At 46.1% G+C, this 1,080-nt stretch carries 1 pseudogene; it reads left to right on the plus strand.

Annotated elements, in window-relative coordinates:
• Positions 1–1,080, plus strand: a pseudogene (locus AC1MDJ_RS07990) (hypothetical protein); the annotation flags it as partial.

The following is a 1,080-nucleotide window of genomic DNA, read 5'->3' on the forward strand; positions in this document are numbered from 1 at the left end:
TGCAGGCGGAGTTGGAACAGTTAAAGGCAGATATAGATAGGATTTCAGTTGAGACTGATTTTAATACACATAAGTTGTTATCGGGTGATGCGTCAGGGCTATGGAGTAGCAGTAATGCTGGGATAGAAGTAATATTGACGGGTGCGCCAGCTGGTGGCAACTATAGGCTGGAGTTTGAGGTAAAGCCGGGACAGAATGCCGTTTATAAGACTAATATATTCAAAGGAAAGAGCGACGCAGTAGTTAGCAATTACTCTATTTCGGGGGATACGGCTCTCGCTGAAAGGCTGACTATCAATATGTCATCTACGCCACAAGCAACTGGCGACATGGGCGAAACGTGGGGTCTCCCGGGGTTCCATATTTACCTTTCTGGTCCGGCGGCTGGTGCGGCAACTGGTACGCCTAGCACGACTGGTGTGGGTGCGCTCCTATGGTCTGATAATGCTGCATGGGGGAGCGATACCGAGCATAGTGACGTTAGTTCACTTAATGCTGGTCTTCTTGCGCCGGGGTCATTGGCTGATATGGAAGTTCTTCTTAGGTGGGACTCTGCCAGCAGTGCCAGAAGTTTTTATGTAGGCATAGAATATAAGGGGACAGGACCTATAGTTACCCAAGCTGATGCAGAAAACTTTGAAATCACACTTTATAGCGTGACGAGTGATGTCACGCTTGTTATACCAGTAGGAACAGGCGTAGCGAATATTACTCCTATGACTCCACCCACTGATGCTATTGTGCTGACAGTTACTTCTATGATATCTTCTTTTGGTATTAGTAACCTTAGTCTAAATCTTAGTAATGTTTCTAACATAGTGCCTGGCACAAAGGGGTTGATGGGTATAACGTGTACTAGTTACACTGCAAGCTCCACATTGGTGCCCGCTGATTACACACAGCGGATAGTTAATATGGATGTGTCAGTTGAGAAAAAGGGCAAGATGAATTTTGGAGCATACCCCGATACGGGTGATTCTAAGATAGGTTTCCAGACGCCACGCGTTATATGGGATAGAGATAATGGCGACCTGCAATACAATGTTGTTACGATTGATGAAGCGGGCGATTTTAAGGTGA

This window comes from Candidatus Termitispirillum reticulitermitis, from assembly GCF_054655775.1.